Source organism: Niveispirillum sp. GW835-FHT14G11 (assembly GCF_058793615.1).
In genome coordinates, this window is record NZ_JBXAFZ010000001.1 from 79302 (window position 1) to 98529 (window position 19228).

Sequence of the window (19228 nt, forward strand, 5' to 3'; positions counted from 1 at the left end):
TCAGCGCGCTCCCATCCAGGCCTCGGCCCGCGCCCGGAAATGGGCCCGCACCGTCTCGTCGATGATCTCGTCCAGCGCCTCGTCCAGAAACGCGCCGATCAGCAGCACGCGGGCCGCGTCGCGCGGGATGCCGCGGGCGCGCAGATAGAACATCTGGTCCTCGTCCAGCTCGCCGGCCGTGGCGCCATGGCTGCACTTCACATCGTCGGCATAGATTTCCAGTTCCGGCTTGGAATTGATCTCGGCCCCATCGGACAGCAGCAGGGCGCGGTTCAGCTGATAGCCGTCGGTCTTCTGCGCATCGGGGCGCACGATGATCTTGCCCTGGAACACGGCGCGGGCCGACCCGTCGATCACCCCCTTCACCACCTCACGGCTGGTGCAGTTGGGCTTGGCATGGTCGATCAGGGTGGTGATGTCGCTGACCTGATTGCCGCTGATCGCATAGGCGCCGGACACCCGCGCCGCGATCCCCGTACCGTCCAGCACTTGGCGCGCCTCATGCCGGGACAGGCGGGCGCCCAGGTTCAGGACGAACGTGTCATAGGTGGCGCCCGTGCCCAGATGGGTGGAGATGTTGGCCAAGTGCCAGGCGTCCAGCCCCTCGGCCTGCAATTTGTAATGATGCAGGCGCGCGCCGGCCCCGACCGTCACATCGGCGGCGATATTGCTAATATAGATGCCGGCGGCGGCGCCCACATGATGCTCTACGATCGTGGCCTCGGCGCCATCGGCGATCTCCACCTGGATGCGCGGGTTCCACAGTGCCGCCTTGCCGTCGGTCGTGGCGGCGATGAACACCAGTTCGACCGGGCTGGCCAGCTTCACCCCCGCCCCGACGCGCAGGATGGCGCCGTCGGATGGCAGGGCGGCGTTCAGGGCGCGCAACGGACCGTCGCCCGCCGACAGGGACGCATCACGGGCCAGCGCCTCCAGCACCACGCCATCGGGCAGGTCACCCACGCGCGACAGGTCGGCACGTAACTGCCCGGCCACGAAGACCAGACGCGGGCCCGGCGCGTCCAGGGCGGTGGGGATGGCATCCACCGTCACACCGGCGGCATCGGGGGCCGGACCCAGGGTCAGCTTGTCCAGCCCGCGCAGGTTGGTGAATTTCCACGCCTCGACCCGCGTCGTGGGCAGGCCGGCCTTGGTGAAACGCGCCAGCCCCTCACCACGCGCACCGGCCAGGGCAGGGGCCAAGGCCACCACCTGTTCCACGAAATTCTTGGCCGTCTGGTTCTGTTCGTCGCGCATCATTCAAAGCTTCATGTCGTAGAAGTTCATGTTCAGGCCCGGCACGTCATATTCGGCATAGCCGAAACGGCGGAACCCATGCAGCGGGTAGAATTTTGGCGCCTGGCAATCCATCGTCTCCACCGCTGCCCGTGTGCAGCCCAGTTTGCGCCCCTCATCCAAGGCGGCGGCCAGCATGGAGAAACCGGTGCCGGTGCCGCGCAGACTGTCATCCAGCCAGACCATGTCGACCATGAAGTCGCTGTCCACGGCATAGCAAAGGGCGGCCCCGCGGGGGGCATTGGTCACGATATCGCGGACGTAGGCCGCCACCAGTGTCACGGGCGCGCCCAGCGCCGCCTGCCGGCGGGCATCGGTGATGCGCCAGATTTCCTGGGCCAGATGCTTAGGGGCGGGTTCATGCACGGCCAGCGCAAAGCCGGCCGGCACCAAAGCTTCGCCCTTCCCGATCCGCTTTTCCAGCACGGTGAAGACCCCGCCCCGGATATGCGGCCCGATCACCTGTCGCACGCCGTAGCCGGCGGCCAGATAGGGGGCCGTATCGTCATGCGCGCGCACCACCATGATCAACCGGTCGCCATCCCGGCGGGCCAGTTCCGCCTCCGTCCTTGCCAGCACCGTCGCGATGGCGGGACCGGGATCAATGCCGGGAACGGTCCAGACGCCCCAGAAACAATAGGCGTCGCGTCCCCATTGGGTCAGCGACAGGCCCGCCTGCAGGGCGCCCGTCACCGTATCGCCCGCCACCGCCACAAACCGTCCCTGGGCTGGCGGCAAGGCGGCGGCGTTATAGGCCATCAACCCGCCCAACACGATCTCTGCGTCCGGTCCCGTGACCGGCACGTCATATTCGACGCTGATGCGGACGTCCGGGGCAAGCATGGCTCAGGCCGCCTCGGTCACGCCGAACTGGGCATAGCCATTGGCTTCCAGCTCCAGCGCCAGTTCCTTGCCGCCGGTCTTCTGGATGCGGCCATGGGCCAGCACATGCACCACGTCGGGCACGATATAGTCCAGCAGGCGCTGGTAATGAGTGATGACCAGCAGGCCGCGCTCGGGGCTGCGCAGCTTGTTCACGCCCTCGGCCACGATCTTCAGCGCATCAATGTCCAGGCCGCTGTCGGTCTCGTCCAGGATCGCCAGTTTCGGCTGAAGCACGGCCATCTGCAAAGCCTCGTTGCGCTTCTTCTCGCCGCCGGAGAATCCCACGTTGACCGCGCGCTTGATCATCTCGTCAGTCATGGACAGATCCTTGGCCTTGGCCCGGATCAGCTTCAGGAACTGCATGGCGTCCAGCGGCGTCTCGCCGCGCGTCTTGCGCACGGCGTTCAGCGCTTCCTTCAGGAAGGTTGTGTTGCTGACGCCGGGGATTTCCACCGGATACTGGAAGGCCAGGAACAGGCCGGCCGCCGCCCGCTCCTCGATCTCCATGGACAGCAGGTCCTGGCCATCGAAGGTCACGCTGCCTTCGGTGATCTCGTAGCCCTCGCGGCCGGCCAGCACATAGGACAGCGTGCTCTTGCCCGACCCGTTCGGGCCCATGATGGCATGCACCTCACCCGGATTGATGGTCAGATCGATCCCCTTCAGGATCGCCTTGCCATCGACCGTGGCATGCAGGTTCTTGATTTCGATCAGGGACATGGAACTGTTCCTCAAGCAATGCCGTTTGGCGCGCGGAATTCCGCGATAATCTCGATGGTGCCGATGATGGCGTCATTGAATGCTGGCAGTTCTTCAGCGGGTATCCAGTATTCCTGGTGCCAGCGCGCGCCCACCGTTTCAACCCTGTAGGCGGAAAGGAAATCCTTTCGCACCTGGAAACGGGTGACGGAGCCGACACCCGTCGATTCCTGCGTGTTCCATTCGCGCGCGATCTGCTCGGCATAGTCCTGATTCAGAACCGGGTAGAAGATCGGCTGTTCCGGTAGGCGCGGTGGGAAGGCGCGGAAATCCGCTGCTGCAATCAGATCACGCTCTGCCAGTCCAACAGGACGATAAAGGGTAATCGTCTCCACCATCACCCCACACTCCCCTCCAAACTGATCGCCACCAGCTTCTGCGCTTCCACGGCGAATTCCATGGGCAGTTCCTTCAGCACTTCCTTGCAGAAGCCGTTCACGATCAGGCCGACCGCGTCTTCTTCCTTCAATCCGCGCTGGCGGCAATAGAACAGCTGGTCTTCGCTGATCTTGGCCGTCGTCGCCTCATGCTCGATCCGCGCCGTGCGGTTGCGGCTTTCGATATAGGGCACGGTGTGCGCTCCGCATTTGTCGCCGATCAGCAGGCTGTCGCACTGGGTGAAGTTGCGGGCGTTCTGCGCTTTGGGCAGGATGCGGACCAGACCGCGATAGGTGTTCTGGGCGCGGCCGGCGGAGATGCCCTTGGAGATGATGGTGGACCGGGTGTTCTTCCCGATATGGATCATCTTGGTGCCGGTATCGGCCTGCTGCATGTTGTTGGTGATGGCGACGGAATAGAACTCGCCCACCGAATTGTCGCCCTGGAGGATGCAACTCGGGTATTTCCAGGTGATGGCCGACCCGGTTTCCACCTGCGTCCAGCTGACCTTGGAATTGCGGCCACGGCAGGCGGCGCGCTTGGTCACGAAATTATAGATGCCGCCCTTGCCATTCTCATCGCCGGGATACCAGTTCTGAACGGTGGAATATTTGATGGTGGCGTCATCCAGCGCCACCAGTTCGACCACGGCGGCATGCAACTGGTTCTCGTCGCGCTGCGGGGCGGTGCAGCCCTCCAGGTACGAGACATAGGAGCCTTCGTCGGCGATGATCAGGGTGCGCTCAAACTGCCCGGTATTCTTCGCATTGATGCGGAAATAGGTGGACAGTTCCATGGGGCAGCGCACGCCCTTGGGGATATAGACGAAGGACCCGTCGGTGAAGACCGCACAATTCAGCGTCGCGAAATAATTGTCGGAATAGGGCACGACCGTGCCCAGATACTGGCGCACCAGATCGGGATGGGTCTTCACCGCCTCGGAGATGGAGCAGAAGATGATCCCCTTCTCCTCCAGCTTCTTCTTGAAGGTGGTGGCCACCGACACGCTGTCGAACACGGCATCGACCGCGATGGACGGGCTGTCGCCCGCCCCTTCGACACCGGCCAGGATGGCCTGTTCCTTCAGCGGGATGCCCAGCTTGGCATAGGTCTTCAGCAGTTCGGGATCGACCTCGTCCAGCGATTTCGGGCCGGCGGTCGTCTTAGGCGCCGAATAGTAATAGCTGTCCTGATAGTCGATCGGCGGATAGTGCAGCTTGGCCCAGTCCGGCTCGTCCATGGTCAGCCAGTGGCGATAGGCCTTGAGGCGCCATTCCAGCAGCCATTCCGGCTCGCCCTTCTTGGCGGAGATGAAACGGACAATGTCCTCCGACAGGCCCTTGGGCGCCGTTTCCGACTCGATGTCGGTGAAGAAGCCGTACTTGTACTTGCCCTCGGCCAGGCTCTTGACCTGTTCGATCGTCTGTTCGGTGGCGGCCATATCCGTCGCTCTCCTTACCCTGTCGGCCCTATCCGTTCAACCGGCCAAGGCCGCGCTGGGCGCGGGCTTCGGCTCGAAATCGAACAGGTTGGGTGCTGCCATGTCGGACAGCGTCACATCCTCCAGCGCCCGGCGCACCGCACCGTTCACCTTTTCCCAATGGGTCTTGCGTGAGCACAGGCTCTGCACGCCGCAGCCGCCCAACCCGCCATCGACGCAGTCGGTCAGGGCGATCGGCCCCTCGATGGCTTCGATGATATGGACGACATTGATGCGGGTGGGCTCTCGGCTGAGGCTGTAGCCGCCCAGGGAGCCGCGGTGCGATTGCAGAAGGTCGCCACGGGTCAGCAGCTTCAGCAGCTTCTGCACCGTCGGCATGGGCAGGCCCGTGCGGTCGGCCAGCGAATTCGCCGTGTGCAGCGCGCCGTCGGCATGCGCCAGCGTGGTCAGGACGACCACGGCATAATCCGTCATCTTGCTGAGCCGCAGCATGGCGTGTTGCGAACCTTTCTCAATACAGGACCAATTTGGTACCGATTAAGTGATCCGCCGCGGCACGATAGTCAAGCACCCGAACCCTTTCCCAGGACAAGGGCTGGCATGCAGTAGCGATAATCCCGCCTTTTGCCAAGCCTGGTTGATAGCCATGCGGTGAGCGGGATTTTACCGCCCCGCACCATACGCCATTGGGCGTTGCCGGCCGGCCAGGATGGGCGCAGCATTCATCTCATGACGGGGGCAGTCAGGACCAATCCCCGCCATAACCGACCAGCCCGGATGACGGGCGGCCGGACAATCGGCCGGATTTATCGCGGCGAAGCCGCCGCCCCCGTGCGGTTGAACATGGCTTGTGCCCATCCGGCTGAAGCCGAGAGGCTGTCAAAGACATGGCGGGTCGCCTCCTGGTTGGGGCGGTCCGCCATCTTTGTTTTATGGGGGTTTTTTCCGATTCAAATGGAACCCTCTCCCGCCTTCCCGGTGACAAGCCGGGACCCAGGGGCCGCAGGATCAAACCTCTACGCTGCCTGGATCAAAGCTGCCGAAAGGTCGGGCACTTGGCCCCTGGGTCCCGGCCTTCGCCGGGAAGGCATAGAAGAACACACTTCAATTCAAATCAGACAAGCCTTCACGCCAGCAGCGCTTCCTGTTCGATGGTCAGGCGCATGTCGTCGGCGTCCCAGAAGCGGGGCAGGCGACGGTCAAAGCGGATGGCACCCATGACGCGCGCATCGCCGTCGGCGCAGGCAAAGGGAAGCAGCAGCCGGTCATAGCGCACCTTGTCCCCGCCCGGCAGGTCCACGCGAATCCGGCTCCAGTGCGGCCGACCGCTTTGGCGCGTGGTCACATAGCTTTCGGCCGTCACCCGGAAGCCGGCGGATTTGGTGGCATCGCGCAGGCCCCGTCCCGTCAGGTCGCGGCCGGTGAATTCCACCAGTCCCGAGCCATAGAGCGTATAACGCGCTTCCGCCCCGTTGCGCGGGAACCGGGCCATCAGCAGATGGCCCAGCCAGGGCTTCAGATCGAAGACCAGTTCCCCCGTCCACAAGGGCAGCAGCCCCTCGCGCGGCAGCGCACGCCACCAGGGCAGCAGCGGCTGCAGCAAGGCTGGCGGATTTTCCTCGCCAAGGGGGAGCGGTTGCGACGGGTTGGCAGAGCCGGATTGCATGGGGCGCTGACCAAATGTTGAACAAGGATGTCCATGGTGCGCCCGTCCCGGCGCCCTGTCCATATTCACCGCAATGCAATAAATCGGAACCGGTTGCGATCAGGCGACCCGCGCACCACCCCGGTCAGTCTGTGCGTTCTTGTGCACGACCAGCGTGATCTTGTCATTCATCATATGCAACTGCTTGGCCGACTTGGTGGGCAAGGGGATGCGCTGATTGATGCAATAGAAGATCAGGCAGGCGGCCAGCGTGGGATTGTCGATCCAGGAGACCTGCCGCGTGCCGTCATCCAGGCCGACATGCAGGGCGCAGCGCACCTGCGGCTCCGTCTGCACTTCCAGCCGGATGATGCTGCCCGACGGCAGGGGATTGCCAGCACGGCGATGGTAATCCACCACCGCGCGGATCACTTCCTCGTTCGTGAAGATGATATGCCGGATCTCAGTGGGCATGACGGCTTCCTCCCACCATCGCACGCGATGAAGAGGATATCAGGTTGGCCATGCCGGAACAGCGCTGCATCTGCCGAACCCGAACGTCACATATCGATCGGAAGGAGGAGGAATGGTGGAGCCGAGGAGGATCGAACTCCCGACCTACGCATTGCGAACGCGTCGCTCTCCCAGCTGAGCTACGGCCCCGTACCATCGAACCCGCCAGAAAGGCGGGCCTCCAAAGTGGCGCGGATAATGCTGATCCGACCCCCGCCTGTCAAGCATGCCGTCGCAGCCCTGTTCCACTTTGCCTGCATGCACCCATGCCGTTTCGGTGGTGGGGGTGGACAGGGCGGGGCGGCGACATTACGTTCCAGGGAACCCAAGAGGGGGCGGTGCCGCCGCCCCGGCCATCGATAGGACGATCATGGATCCGCTGCTGCGCACCATCGCCGAAATCATCTATGTGGCGCTGGATCTCTATGTCTGGGTGCTGATCATCTCGGCCATCCTGTCCTGGCTGATCGCCTTCAACGTCGTCAATACCCGCAACCGCGTCGTCTATACCATCTCCGACGTGCTGTACCGGCTGACGGAACCCGCCTTGCGGCCCATCCGCAACGTGCTGCCCAATCTGGGCGGCGTGGACCTGTCGCCCATCGTGCTGATCCTGGTCATCATCTTCATCCAGCGCCTGATCCTGAATTACGGCCTGCTGAGCTGATGGCCAAGCCGCCGCTGGAACCGGCCCAGGGCGGTGTGCGGCTGTTCGTGCGCGCCACGCCGCGTGCCAGCCGCAACGCGGTACAAGGTATCGCGGAGGGGGCGGACGGCCGCGCCCAGGTGAAGATCGTGGTGACGGCGGTGCCGGAGGATGGCAAGGCCAATGCCGCCATCATCGAGCTGCTGGCCAAAGCGTGGCGAATTCCGAAAAGCAGCATCGGCGTCGTCGCGGGTGGCACCGACCGGTCAAAGATATTATTCGTTGCCGGCGACACAGAGGCCCTGATGCCCCGGCTGACGGATTGGCTGGGCGGGCTGTAGCAGTATCTTTGAAAGAGACGGGGAGACCGGACATGGCCGAGGCACGCATCATCGATGGCAAGGGCTTCGCCGCCGGCTTGCGGGCCCGCATCGGCGCCGCCGTGGAACAGCTGCGCACGACGCATGCCCTGGTCCCCGGCTTGGCCGTGGTGCTGGTGGGCGAGGATCCGGCCAGTTCCATCTATGTCCGCAACAAGGGCGAGCAGACCCGCGAGGCGGGGATGCATTCCGTCACCCATCGGCTGGACGCATCGGTCAGTCAGGATGAATTGCTGCGTCTGGTCGACCGGCTGAACAGGGACCCGTCGATCCACGGCATCCTGGTGCAGCTGCCTTTGCCTGCCCATATCGACGCCCAATCCGTGCTGTCCGCCATCGACCCGGCCAAGGATGTGGACGGGTTCCATGTCGTCAATGCTGGCCGGCTGGCCGTGGGGCTGCCGTCGCTGGTGCCCTGCACGCCGCTGGGCTGCATGCTGCTGCTGAAGGACACGGTGAAGGATTTGCGCGGCCTGCACGCCGTCGTCGTCGGCCGCTCCAACATCGTGGGCAAGCCCATGGCGCAGCTTCTGCTCCAGGCCGATTGCACCGTCACCATGGCCCATTCCCGCACCCGCGACCTGGCGTCGATGTGTCGGGAGGCCGACATCCTGGTCGCCGCCGTGGGACGGCCGGAGATGGTACGCGGCGACTGGATCAAGGAAGGGGCCATCGTCATCGATGTCGGCATCAACCGTGTGCCCGCCCGCGACCCGGAAGCGGCGGCGGCTGGCAAGACCCGCATCGTGGGCGACGTCGCCTATGCGGAAGCCGCGTCGGTGGCCGGCGCCATCACACCGGTGCCGGGCGGGGTGGGACCAATGACCATCGCCTGCCTGCTGGCCAACACCGTCACCGCCGCCTGCCGGTCGGCCGGCGTGGCGGTTCCGGGCGGGATCGGCCTGTGATCACCGCCTATGTCCGCGATACGGCCGGGCTGCATGCCCAGGCCCTGGCCCCGGGGGAAGCGGTTCCCCCGGGCACGGTCTGGCTGGACCTGCTCTATCCGGACGAGACGGAACGGCTGACCGTTTCCACCCTGCTGTCGGTGGATTTGCCGACGCAGGAGGATATCAACGAGATCGAAACCTCGTCGCGCCTCTATACCGAGGGCGAGGTGGCGTTCATGACCACGCCGGTCATCGTGCGCGCGGCCGGCGGGCCGCTGGAACGCGGCCTGCTGACCTTCGCGCTGGCGGCCGACATGCTGGTCACCATCCGGCATACCGAACCCCTGTGGTTCGCCATCTTCGCGGCCCGCGCGACGCGGCAGGCGGAACTGGTGTGCAATCCGCTGGAGGCGTTCCTGGGCCTGCTGGAGGCGGTGGTGGACCGGGCGGCCGACGTGCTGGAGCGGGTGACAGCGGATCTGGACCGGCTGTCGCACCGCATCTTCGCCGATCACGAGGATCGGACGGTGGAACCGCTGGTCGGGCGTGATGGCGGCGTGGTCCAGCGCAAACAGGTGGTGGACCGGCAGCATGTGCGCCGCCGCCCACCCACCACCGTGTCGATGCGCGCCGTGATCAACGCCGTGGGCAGGGCGGGCGACCTGACGCAGAAGGTGCGCGACAGCCTGGCGGGCCTGGAACGGCTGGTGGCGTTTGCCACCATTGTCGCCGGTCCGCGCATGGGCAAGGACCAGAAGGCGCGGCTGAAGACCATCGGCCGCGACGTGCATTCCCTGGTCGAACATGCCGCCTTCCAGGCCATGCAGACCAATTTCCTGCTGGATGCGACGCTGGGCGTGATCAATATCCAGCAGACCAACATCATCAAGATCTTTTCCGTCGCGTCGGTCGCCTTCCTACCGCCGACACTGGTGGCCAGCATCTATGGCATGAATTTCGAACATATGCCGGAGCTGGACTGGACCTGGGGCTATCCGCTGGCCCTGCTGCTGATGGTGCTCGCGGCCCTGGGGCCGCTCTGGTATTTCAGGAAGCGTGGGTGGTTGTGAACCGATCACGCGTAGGTCAGGTCGAGCCATAGGCGAGCCCTGACATTATTCCGGCTGTCGTTTGTCAGGGCTCGGGCTGCCGCCCTCGACCTGACCTACGGCCTATTCCTTCACGCCCCCCGCGGCGCCCACAGGATCGTCGCCGCCCCGACCAGACATAACCCCGCCCCGGTGATATCCCAGCGGTCGGGCCTCTGCCCCTCCACCAGCCACAGCCAGGCCAGGGAGGCGGCAATATACACGCCGCCATAGGCCGCATAGGCCCGGCCCGCCGCATCCACCGGCACCCGCGTCAGCACCCAGGCGAACAGGGCTAGGCTGGCCATGCCGGGGGCCAGCCACAGGGCCGACCGTCCGTCACGCATCCAGGCCCAGAAGGCGAAACAGCCGGCGATCTCCGCGCAGGCGGCCACGACATAGAGCAGGATCGTGCCGCCCGTCAAAAGCCTCAGCCCTTCTTCATCACCAGGGTGGACCAGTCGCCCAGGCGGTAGCGCTTGACCAGGCGCAGGCCCTGCGCGCGGTGGGCGTTGATGACCAGCGGTTCCTGGCGGTGCAGAAGGCCCGACAGGATGCAGATGCCGCCCGGCACCAGATACTTGTCCAGCGCCGGCGACATCTTGGCCAGGGGACGTGCCAGGATGTTGGCCACGATCATGTCGAACTTGCCGTGTTTGCGCACGGCCTCGGCGGCATAGCCGTTGGCGGCGTAGAGCTTGACCAGCTTGTGCACACGGTTCAGCCGGGCATTTTCCGTGGCGATCTCGATTGACAGCTTGTCGATATCCACGCCGATCACCGGCTTGTGCGCCAGCTTGGCGATGGCGAAGGCCAGGATGCCGGAGCCGCAGCCCATGTCGAGGGCATTGCGGAAGCTGCCGCGCCCGCGCTGGGCGAAATCGGAGATGGCGCGCAGGCAGCCCTGGGTCGTGGCATGCTCCCCCGACCCGAAGGCCATGGCCGCCTCGATCTGCAAACCCATCTTGCCCTTGGGCACCGGCTTCTTGTGGTGGCTGCCATGGATGAAGAAGCGCCCGGCCTCGATCGGCGGGAAGGACAGATAGGTCTTGGTCACCCAGTCGATGGGGGCCAGCGGCTCCTTGGTCAGCTCCGGCTCGGCAATGCCATGGGCGGCGGCCAGCACGGCCAGCTTCAGCCCGATGCGGCTGGTGTCCGGCTCGTTATAGGAGGTGCATTCGATCAGCCACTGGCCGCCCTCCTGCAGCTCGAAGGTGGAGACGGCGTCCACATGCGGTTCCACCATATCGGCGAACACAGGCACCAGCGCCTCCGGCACTTCGAACGCGACACGCCACATCGGCTGCATGGAACTCTCCGCCCTCAACAAAACCCAGGAATGAAGGCCTTTCTAGCCGCAGTGATGCTGGCCGGCAATCGCGCATTGCGGCGGAGACAGTTGCGACAAGCCGGTGTGCGTTGCCCGCTTACCTTCCGTTACGGAAGGCTCAGGTAGTGAGGGATGGTAATGCAACCGCGAAACACAACCATCATGTTTCCGCCGGAAACCCGTCAAATCACTGAAATATAACAATGGTATCGCCCCGTTGTGCGCCGCAGCAACCATGCCGGCGACCGAAGGGATGCCAAATAATGAATCATCGTCAGCTGATCCTGGGGACGGCGCTTGCCACCCTGTTCGCCATCTCCCCCGCCCTGGCGCAGACCACCCAGGTGGCCGATGCGTCGGCCGAGCCCGTGCTGCTGGAAGAGATCATCGTCTATGGCCGGGGCGAGGCCCGTCAGGTCCAGGGCGTGACCGCCGCCGCCATCGCGCTGGAAGCGCCAGGCACCAGCCCGCTGAAGGCCATCGAGAACCTGCCCGGCGTCAGCTTCCAGTCGGCTGATCCGTTCGGCAATTACGAATGGTCGGCCCGCGTCACCATCCGCGGCTTCAACCAGAACCAGCTGGGCTTCACCCTGGACGGCGTGCCGCTGGGCGACATGTCGTACGGCAATCATAACGGCCTGCACATTTCCCGCGCCATCAGCTCGGAGAATGTCGGCGAAGTGACGGTGGCGCAGGGGGCGGGCTCGCTCTCCACGGCTTCCACCAGCAACCTGGGCGGCACAGTGCAGTTCACCTCCCACCGCCCGTCGAAGGAAGCCGGCGCCTATGTCGCGGGCATGTTTGGCAGCGAGAGCACGGGCCGCGGCTTCGTGCGCCTGGAGACGGGTGAGCTGAGCACCGGCACCAGCGCCTATGTCAGCTATACCCGCCAGAACGCTGAGAAGTGGAAAGGCGACGGCATCCAGAAGCAGGATCAGGCCAACTTCAAGGTCGTGCAGACGGTCGGGGAGGGTGAGATCAGCGCTTGGCTGAACTGGTCCGACCGCCGCGAGAATGATTACCAGGACCTGTCTTTGCAGATGATCGACCGGCTGGGCTACGACTGGGACAATTTCGCTAAGGACTGGGCCACGGCCTTGCGCGTGTCCGACATCTATAACGGGCTGGCCACCGGTCCCTTCCCCGGCCCGATCCAGACCGTGGATGACGCCTATTACGACGCGGCCGGCCTGCGCAAGGACACGATCGGCGCCGTCAATTTCACCTATCCGCTGACCGACAGCCTGAAGCTGGATGTCACCGGCTATGGCCACCAGAATGACGGCCAGGGCCTGTGGTTCACGCCCTATACCCCGACGCCGGGCGGCGCCTCGCAGTCGATCCGCACCACCGAATACAGCATCGAACGGGTCGGCGGCATCGGCCAGTTGACGGCGGAAGTGGGCGACCACACGGTCAGCGGCGGTTTCTGGTTCGAGGATAATGATTTCAACCAGGCCCGCCGCTTCTACGGCCTGAACCGCGCCTCGCCGGGCCGGTCCTCCACCCAGTTCCAGACCGGGGCCATGGCCACGCAGTGGGAATACGACTTCAACACCAAGACCACGCAGTTCAACCTGTCGGATAGTTGGAAGATCACTGACCAGCTGACGGTCAATGCCGGCTTCAAGTCGGTCAATATCGAAAATGAGGGCGCCACCGTCACCGGCCCCGTCAAGAACGGCAAGATCAAGGCCAAGGACAATTTCCTGCCCCAGGCCGGCCTGGTCTATGAAATCAATGACGAGCACCAGGTGTTCGCCTCCTTCGCCGAGAATATGCGCGCCTTCGAATCGTCGGGCACCGGCGGTCCGTTCAGCACCACCAAGGTCGCCTTCGACGCCATCAAGGACAATCTGGAGCCGGAAAATTCCCGCACCTTCGAACTGGGCTGGCGCTTCCGCGTCGACCGGTTCCAGGGCTCGGTCGCGGCCTATGACGTGCAGTTCGACGACCGCCTGCTGACCGTCACGGTCGGGTCGGGCATCCAGGGCCTGCCGCCGTCGCTCCAGAATGTCGGCGGCGTCAGCACCCGTGGTATCGAGGCGGCCGGCACCTTCAAGCTGATGGACGCTGTGTCGCTGTTCGGCTCCTACACCTACAATGACAGCTCCTACGACGATAACGTCCTGGACGGCACCAACGTGGTCGCCACCAAGGACAAGACCGTCGTCAACTCGCCCAAGCATCTGCTGAAAGGCGAGGTCAGCTATGATGACGGCAATCTGTTTGCCACGCTGGGCGCCAACTACACGTCCAAGCGCTACTACACCTATCTGAATGACGGTTCCGTCGATGCCTATACGCTGGTGGAAGCCAGCCTCGGCTACCGGTTCGAGGGCAGCGACTGGCTGGAAGGTACGGAGCTGCAGGCCAACGTCACCAACCTGTTCGACAAGAAATATGTCTCGACCATCGGGTCCAACGGCTTCGTCAACAGCGACCCGACCGGTGCCGCGCAGACGCTGCTGGCCGGCGCGCCGCGCCAGTTCTTCGTGTCGCTGAAGAAGCAGTTCTAAGGCGACGGCAGTACCCGCGGGGCCATGCCCAGCGGTCTTCATCTTATCTTCCCTGAATTTCCCTTGATGCGGGGCGGGCTTCGGTCCGCCCCGTCTTTTCGTTCCAGGGAATCAACCTTTACCCGCCTTCCCGGTGACAAGCCGGGACCCAGGGGCCACGGGACCAAACCTCTACGCTGCTTGGATCAAAGCCGTTGAAACGTCGGGCTTGTGATCCTGGGTCCCGGCTTGTCACCGGGAAGGCGGAGAGGGCTTCCATCTGAAACGGACTACAGGATCGCCCCCTATGACCCGCACCCTCCTCGACCGCCGCCTGCTGCTGACCGGCCTCGCCGCCTCTCCCCTGGTGGCCCAGGCTGCCCAGGCGCAAAGCCTGCGCCGTCTGCCCGCCGATGCCACGCCCACCCGCATCGCGTTTGGGTCCTGTGCGCATCAGACCAAGGACCAGCCCATCTGGGATGCTATCCTGGGGGCGAAGCCCGACCTGCTGATCCTGCTGGGCGACAACGTCTATCTCGACACCCGCAATGTCGATGACATGAAGGCCAAATACGCCATGCTGGCGGCCAAGCCGGGATTTCAGCGGGTGCGTGACGCCATCCCCATCGTCGCCACCTGGGACGATCATGATTTTGGGGAGAATGATGCCGGTGCCGACTATCCGATGAAGGAGCATAGCCGCACGCTGTTCTGCGACTTTTTCGGGGAAGCGGCCGACAGCCCCCGCCGCACCCGGCCCGACGGCATCTATACGGCATATGAATTCGGGCCCAAGGGCAGGCGCCTGCAGGTGATCCTGCCCGACCTGCGCTGGAACCGCACGTCCCTGGCCACCATCGATATGGGCGGCAAGGATTACGAACATTGGGCCCGCGCCCGGCACGAGGCCGGGCAGACCGTCCCCGGCCCCTATGCCCGCTTGCCGGAGGATGCCGCCACGCAGCTGGGCGCCTCGCAATGGCAATGGCTGGAGGCACAGCTGGCCCGGCCCGCCGATCTGCGGATCCTGGCATCCAGCCTGCAGGTGGTCTCCGACTTCCCCGGCTGGGAAGCCTGGATCAACTTCACCCATGACCATCAGCGCCTGATCGAGGCGATCCGCGAGAAGCGGGCCAACGGCCTGTTCTGCATCTCCGGCGACACCCACTACGCGGAAATCTCAAAGCTGGACTGGAACGTGCCCTATCCGCTGTGGGACTTCACCTCTTCCGGCCTGACGGAGGTCTGGCCCGTCCTGCCGCCCAATGCCCGGCGCGTGGGCGAAGCCTACCGGGCGCAGAATTTCGGCCTGATCGAGATCGATTGGGCCAGGAAGGCCGTCACCATCACCATCCGCGACGTGGGTGGGGTGGAGCAACTGCGCCAGGTGCTGGCGATATCGGACCTGCGGGTGGAGGCCTGAACCCTTATTTCGTCCCGAACAGACGGTCCCCGGCATCGCCCAGGCCGGGGACGATATAGGCGTTCTCGTTCAGGTGGCTGTCCAGCGCCGCCGTATAGACCGGCACGTCCGGATGGGCGGCGTGGAAGGTGCGCACGCCCTCCGGCGCCGATACCAGGGCCATGAAGCGGATATTGCTGTCGGCCACGCCGTGGCGGTTCAGCACGTCCACGGCATGCACGGCCGAATGGCCGGTGGCCAGCATCGGATCGACCAGGATGAAGATGCGGCCCGTAGGGTCGGGCAGCTTCACCAGATATTCCACCGGCCGCTTGGTCTCATGGTCGCGATAGAGGCCGATATGCCCCTCGCGCGCTGCCGGTACCAGTTCCAGCAACCCGTCGGCCATCACCAGGCCGGCGCGCAGGATCGGCACCACGGCCAGCTTCTTGCCCTCGATCACCGGCGCGTCCATGGGGCAGAGCGGGGTTTCGATGCGCTGCGTGGTCAGTGGCAGATCGCGTGTCAGCTCATACCCCATCAGCAGCGCGATTTCGCGCAGCAGCTGCCGGAAGCCCATGGTCGACCGGTCCTTGTCCCGCATGCAGGACAGCTTGTGCTGGATCAGCGGATGGTCGAGGACGAAGAGATTGGGGAAATCGCCGGTCATGGCCCGTTCCTGGCAGGGTGGGTTTCGCGCGGCACCATAGCTTGGTCGGCCGTCATGAGCCAGCATCACGATCCCGCCGATTTTTTCCCCTTGGCCTTGCGGCGGGTCGCACCAACCTTATTTCCATGGACATGACCCAAACCATCGGGCCCCACCCTTCGCTGCGCCGGTCGGTGCTGGCGCATCTCGGTGCCGCCATACCGCTGCTGCTGGCCAGTGCCTGGGCGGTGGGGCAGGGGATGGGGCTGCCTGCCCCCTATCCGGTGGTGGTGTTGGCGGCCTTCCTGCCCGTGCTGTGGTTCGCCCTGACCCGTCTGGGGACGCATGCGGGACCCGGCTGGGGCCATGCCAACCGCGTCACCCTCCTGCGGTCGGGCCTGCTGGCCCTGGTGGGGGGAACCCTGCCCTTTGTCCATGTGTTAGGCACAGGCCCGGCATGGGTGGTGGCGGTGATCGCCGTCACGGCGCTGCTGCTGGACGGGGTCGATGGTTGGCTGGCGCGCCAGCAGGGGCTGTCCAGCCCTTACGGTGCCCGGTTCGACATGGAGATGGACACGCTGGCCATCCTCTATCTCTGCCTGCTGCTCTGGTTGTCGGGGGAGGTAGGGGCTTGGGTGCTGCTGTCGGGGCTGTTGCGGCCGGCCTTCGTGCTGGCGGGGTGGGTCTGGCCCATTCTCAGCCGGCCGCTGCCCCATAGCCAGCGGCGGCGCGTCATCTGCATGGCACAGGTGGGGGTGCTGGCACTGGCGGTCACGCCGCTGGCGGGCCCGCCGCTGACCGGCTTTGCGGTGGGCGCAGCCCTTGGGCTTTTGCTTTTCTCTTTCAGCGCCGATACGGTTTGGCTCCTGAGCCACCGCAGCGACGCCGGTGGAACGAAAAATGGATAGCATGGTTCTGGAATACGCCTCCGCCGATCACGCCACCCCGCCGGACCATGCGGCCCAGCGCGCGGTCGATCGCGCCCTGTCCGACCTGCGGCGGGGGGAGGTGGTGGTGGTCACCGCCGATGATGGCCGCGCCCTGCTGGTGCTGGCGGCGGAAGCGGTGACGACCCAGGCCCTGAACCATCTGGCCCAGCTGTCCGGGGCCGCCCCGTCCCTGGTGATCACCGGCCAGCGTGGCCGGGCCCTGGGCCTGGACGTGCCCATCGACGGTCCCGTGCGCGTGGCCCCACCCGCCGGCCTGACCGCCGATCTGGTGCGCGACCTGACCGACCCCACCCGCCCGGCCCGCACCGGCCATGTGGTGGGGGCCACTGCCATCGACGGCGCGGCGGAAGGGGCAGCCACCATCCTGGCCAAGATCGCACGGCTGCTGCCCGCCGCCATCGTGGCACCGCTGCCCGGCGGGCGCGGGCCGGTGGATGGTGCGGGTTTTGCCCGCCGCCACGATCTGCTGGCGGTCCGCGCGTCCGACATCGTCGATTATCGCCGCCGGTCGGCGCAGAGCCTGGCCCGCGTGGCGGAGGCCGCCGTGCCGCTGGAGGATGCGGAACGTACCCGCATCATCGCCTTCCGCCCCACCGATGGCGGGCCCGAACATCTGGCCATCGTCATCGGCGACCCGGTGCCGGGCCAGCCGGTGCTGGCGCGGCTGCATTCGGAATGTTTCACCGGCGACCTGCTGGGCAGTTTGCGGTGCGATTGCGGCCCACAGCTGCGCGGCGCCATTCAGGAGATCGCCCAGGCCGGGCAGGGCATCGTCCTGTACCTGGCGCAGGAAGGGCGCGGCATCGGCCTGATGAACAAGCTGCGCGCCTATCGCCTGCAGGACGGCGGGCTGGACACGGTGGATGCCAATAATGTCCTGGGCTTCGACGCGGATGAGCGCGTCTATCTGCCGGCGGCCGGCATGCTGCGCCAGCTGGGCTTTGCCCAGGTGCGGCTGCTGACCAACAATCCCGACAAGATGGATCAGCTCTCCCGCTGGGGCGTGGAAGTGGTGGAACGCGTCCCCCACATCTTCCCCGCCAACGGCCATAACGAGGCCTATCTGCGCACCAAGGCGGAGAAATCGGGCCACCTGTTTTAGGGTACCCGGCAGGAATCTCCCTGCCGCACTTGGCACGCTCCCTGCATTGACGTTCCCGAACCCGGAGGAACGTCATGCCCCCCAGCGCCATCCATATGGACCAGATCCGCACCAGGACCCAGCACCTGCAGAGCGCAGCGCTGGAGCGCCAGCCGGCGGCGGAGACGGCCAAGCCTGAAAAGGCGGAGCAGGCCGACAAGGGCGAGGGCATGTCCTTCTGGGACGTGCTGGACGTGGTCAACCCGTTGCAGCACATCCCCGGCGTCAACAAGATCTACCAGGCCATCACCGGCGACACGATCCGCACCCCGGCCAAGATTGCCGGTGCCGCCCTGTTCTTCGGCCCCGTCGGCATTGCCCTGGCCAGCGCCGACGCTGTGCTGGAGCAGGAGACGGGCAAGGATGCGCTGGGCCATGTGACCAGCACCCTGGGCCTGGACAAGGACGCACCGGCCGAGGCGCCGGCGGAAGATGATCCCTTCACCGTCACCGCGCCACGCCTGCGCACCGCCGACGCCACCCCCGCCCCGCCGGCGGAGCCCGCCATTGCGGCTCCGCTGCCGCCGTCCAGCGGGCCGATCGACCTGTCTGCCGGTCAGGCGGCGCTGCTGGAGCGGCTGATGAATGGTGGTGGGCAAGCTTTGCCCACCGCACCTGCCTCGGCTGCAACAGTTGCCGCCCCTGCCGCTCCCGCGCCCGCCGCTGTCACCGCCACCTCCATCAGCGCCCATGCGCCCGCCGCCGGCGGCATCGCCACGGCGCGTCAGCTGAAGGACCTGGAAACCACGCCCGGTGCGTCCGCCGCCCTGACCGCCGCGCGCGGCATGGGCTCCGCCGCCGTGGTGGCGAGCCTGCCGGCCCCCGGCGCGTCCGGTGCCGGCGACAACCTGCTGGCCGCCATGGAGCAGGACCAGCAGCGTGCCAAGAGCCCCAATATGGGCCGGGGCTTGGCCGATTATCGCGCCGCCGCCATTTCCAGCGGGTCCATGCAGATCAAGCCCGTCGTCGCATCACGCGCCAACCAGATGGCGCGGGCCGCCGGCGCCAACATGCCGGGCGCCAATGTCGCCGCCCCATCCACCATGACCACCCGCACGGCCCAGCCGCAGCCTCAGGCCGCTACCGCCACTTCGGCGCCGGCGCCGACCCCTGCAGCCGCTGCCACGACCGTTCAGGCGGAACAGCCCGCCGCCTGGCCGCCGGGTGGGGCAACGCCGCTGCCCAAGGACCTGATCGCCGACATGATGACCCGCGCCATGGACAAGTATCAGGCCAATGGCCGCGGCACGGCGCCGGCCGCCGCGACGGGCGGCACCCTGCATTGATTGCCGCCCGTCGGTGACGTATCCCATGACGATCCGCCCCTGCCGCAGGCT

At 65.7% G+C, this 19228-nt stretch carries 20 protein-coding genes and 1 tRNA gene; 9 read left to right on the plus strand and 12 right to left on the minus strand.

All coding sequences use genetic code 11. From position 1 onward, the window contains the following. The 9 genes from sufD to AC1Q7F_RS00420 form a co-directional block, all read right to left on the minus strand. Positions 1 to 1260, minus strand: coding sequence for a Fe-S cluster assembly protein SufD (sufD, locus tag AC1Q7F_RS00380; RefSeq protein WP_492502674.1), 1260 nt, complete (start codon positions 1258 to 1260; stop codon positions 1 to 3). Further along, positions 1261 to 2139, minus strand: coding sequence for a GNAT family N-acetyltransferase (locus tag AC1Q7F_RS00385; RefSeq protein WP_492502676.1), 879 nt, complete (start codon positions 2137 to 2139; stop codon positions 1261 to 1263). Positions 2140 to 2142: 3 nt separating this feature from the next. After that, positions 2143 to 2901: a Fe-S cluster assembly ATPase SufC gene (sufC, locus tag AC1Q7F_RS00390; RefSeq protein ID WP_492502678.1), complete on the minus strand. Its 759-nt coding sequence runs from the start codon at positions 2899 to 2901 to the stop codon at positions 2143 to 2145. 11 nt (positions 2902 to 2912) lie between these two features. Next, a complete protein-coding gene (locus AC1Q7F_RS00395; RefSeq protein ID WP_492502680.1) occupies positions 2913 to 3278 on the minus strand; it encodes a hypothetical protein in 366 nt (121 codons plus the stop codon). Next, on the minus strand, positions 3278 to 4759 hold the full coding sequence (gene sufB, locus AC1Q7F_RS00400) for a Fe-S cluster assembly protein SufB (protein WP_492502682.1): 1482 nt from the start codon (positions 4757 to 4759) through the stop codon (positions 3278 to 3280). Before sufB ends, AC1Q7F_RS00395 begins: the two co-directional genes overlap by 1 nt. A gap of 36 nt (positions 4760 to 4795) precedes the next feature. After that, positions 4796 to 5251: an SUF system Fe-S cluster assembly regulator gene (locus AC1Q7F_RS00405; RefSeq protein ID WP_492502684.1), complete on the minus strand. Its 456-nt coding sequence runs from the start codon at positions 5249 to 5251 to the stop codon at positions 4796 to 4798. Between the two features lie 634 nt (positions 5252 to 5885). Then, complete coding sequence (locus AC1Q7F_RS00410) at positions 5886 to 6362, minus strand: PAS domain-containing protein (RefSeq protein ID WP_492502686.1); 477 nt, start codon at positions 6360 to 6362, stop codon at positions 5886 to 5888. Positions 6363 to 6524: 162 nt separating this feature from the next. Then, positions 6525 to 6878 (minus strand): hypothetical protein, encoded by a 354-nt coding sequence (locus tag AC1Q7F_RS00415; RefSeq protein ID WP_492502688.1) that lies wholly within the window; start codon positions 6876 to 6878, stop codon positions 6525 to 6527. Positions 6879 to 6991: 113 nt separating this feature from the next. Beyond that, positions 6992 to 7067, minus strand: a tRNA-Ala gene (locus tag AC1Q7F_RS00420). A gap of 220 nt (positions 7068 to 7287) precedes the next feature. On the opposite strand from AC1Q7F_RS00420, the gene AC1Q7F_RS00425 reads away from it, so the two are divergent. From AC1Q7F_RS00425 to AC1Q7F_RS00440, 4 genes are read left to right on the plus strand one after another with little or no spacing between them, the layout of a single operon-like run. Continuing rightward, complete coding sequence (locus AC1Q7F_RS00425) at positions 7288 to 7584, plus strand: YggT family protein (RefSeq protein WP_492502690.1); 297 nt, start codon at positions 7288 to 7290, stop codon at positions 7582 to 7584. After that, on the plus strand, positions 7584 to 7904 hold the full coding sequence (locus tag AC1Q7F_RS00430) for a DUF167 family protein (protein ID WP_492502692.1): 321 nt from the start codon (positions 7584 to 7586) through the stop codon (positions 7902 to 7904). The genes AC1Q7F_RS00425 and AC1Q7F_RS00430 overlap by 1 nt, the downstream gene beginning before the upstream one ends. 32 nt (positions 7905 to 7936) lie before the next feature. Continuing rightward, positions 7937 to 8851, plus strand: a complete 915-nt coding sequence (folD, locus tag AC1Q7F_RS00435) for a bifunctional methylenetetrahydrofolate dehydrogenase/methenyltetrahydrofolate cyclohydrolase FolD (protein WP_492502694.1) — start codon at positions 7937 to 7939, stop codon at positions 8849 to 8851. Next, positions 8848 to 9903, plus strand: coding sequence for a magnesium transporter CorA family protein (locus AC1Q7F_RS00440; RefSeq protein ID WP_492502696.1), 1056 nt, complete (start codon positions 8848 to 8850; stop codon positions 9901 to 9903). Before folD ends, AC1Q7F_RS00440 begins: the two co-directional genes overlap by 4 nt. A 110-nt stretch (positions 9904 to 10013) precedes the next feature. Here the strand turns inward: AC1Q7F_RS00440 and AC1Q7F_RS00445 are convergent, their stop codons facing one another. Both AC1Q7F_RS00445 and AC1Q7F_RS00450 read right to left on the minus strand, forming a co-directional pair. Further along, on the minus strand, positions 10014 to 10346 hold the full coding sequence (locus tag AC1Q7F_RS00445; protein ID WP_492502698.1) for a YnfA family protein: 333 nt from the start codon (positions 10344 to 10346) through the stop codon (positions 10014 to 10016). 5 nt (positions 10347 to 10351) lie between these two features. After that, positions 10352 to 11230 carry a 50S ribosomal protein L11 methyltransferase gene (locus AC1Q7F_RS00450; RefSeq protein WP_492502700.1) on the minus strand — a complete coding sequence of 293 codons (879 nt, stop codon included), beginning with the start codon at positions 11228 to 11230 and terminating at the stop codon, positions 10352 to 10354. 284 nt (positions 11231 to 11514) lie between these two features. Here AC1Q7F_RS00450 and AC1Q7F_RS00455 point away from each other — a divergent pair, with 284 nt between their 5' ends. Then, positions 11515 to 13770: a TonB-dependent receptor gene (locus AC1Q7F_RS00455; RefSeq protein WP_492502702.1), complete on the plus strand. Its 2256-nt coding sequence runs from the start codon at positions 11515 to 11517 to the stop codon at positions 13768 to 13770. Between the two features lie 286 nt (positions 13771 to 14056). Then, positions 14057 to 15172, plus strand: a complete 1116-nt coding sequence (locus tag AC1Q7F_RS00460; protein WP_492502704.1) for an alkaline phosphatase D family protein — start codon at positions 14057 to 14059, stop codon at positions 15170 to 15172. Positions 15173 to 15176: 4 nt separating this feature from the next. Here the strand turns inward: AC1Q7F_RS00460 and upp are convergent, their stop codons facing one another. Then, entirely contained in the window at positions 15177 to 15821 is a 645-nt protein-coding gene (gene upp, locus AC1Q7F_RS00465; RefSeq protein ID WP_492502706.1) for a uracil phosphoribosyltransferase, read from the minus strand. A gap of 125 nt (positions 15822 to 15946) precedes the next feature. On the opposite strand from upp, the gene AC1Q7F_RS00470 reads away from it, so the two are divergent. The 3 genes from AC1Q7F_RS00470 (at position 15947) to AC1Q7F_RS00480 (ending at position 19177) form a co-directional block, all read left to right on the plus strand. Then, entirely contained in the window at positions 15947 to 16708 is a 762-nt protein-coding gene (locus AC1Q7F_RS00470) for a CDP-alcohol phosphatidyltransferase family protein (protein WP_492502708.1), read from the plus strand. A 1-nt stretch (position 16709) separates the two neighbouring features. Then, positions 16710 to 17852 carry a GTP cyclohydrolase II gene (gene ribA / locus AC1Q7F_RS00475; protein WP_492503882.1) on the plus strand — a complete coding sequence of 381 codons (1143 nt, stop codon included), beginning with the start codon at positions 16710 to 16712 and terminating at the stop codon, positions 17850 to 17852. Between the two features lie 74 nt (positions 17853 to 17926). Then, on the plus strand, positions 17927 to 19177 hold the full coding sequence (locus AC1Q7F_RS00480; protein ID WP_492502710.1) for a hypothetical protein: 1251 nt from the start codon (positions 17927 to 17929) through the stop codon (positions 19175 to 19177). The last annotated feature ends 51 nt before the right edge of the window (positions 19178 to 19228 follow it).